Origin of the sequence: Neisseria sp. P0019.S002, from assembly GCF_051957155.1 — a bacterium.
GTDB lineage: Bacteria > Pseudomonadota > Gammaproteobacteria > Burkholderiales > Neisseriaceae > Neisseria > Neisseria perflava.
Window position 1 is genome coordinate 1 of record NZ_JBQCWS010000195.1, and the last position, 315, is coordinate 315.

Sequence of the window (315 nt, forward strand, 5' to 3'; positions counted from 1 at the left end):
CACTCTTTGCCGACCTCGGCGGTGCCAAGACCGTTGCCAAAGACGTACGCCTCAACCGCAAACCTGCTTTTGTCTTTAATGCCAGTAAGACGGATAAAACTTATGGCGACGAAATCGCCCTTCCGGGCCGTAAAGGGGTAAAGAGCCGTACTGCCACCAAACCGGCCTGGCCGATGCGCCATTCTTCCTCGGTTAAAATCCGCAAACGCTATATCGTGCGTACCGGCGATATGTTCCATATGAACGGCAAGTTCAGCAAAAGACTCCCCCCTAAAACCTGTTTGTCCTGTAAGGGGGCGGTAGGTGCCGGCCGTC

1 protein-coding gene is annotated in these 315 nt (G+C 54.6%); it reads left to right on the forward strand.

The window, feature by feature from the left end; translation table 11 throughout:
• Positions 1-315 (forward strand): PAAR-like domain-containing protein (locus ACTHTY_RS12270; protein WP_440367902.1); only part of this gene is annotated, 315 nt, incomplete at both ends.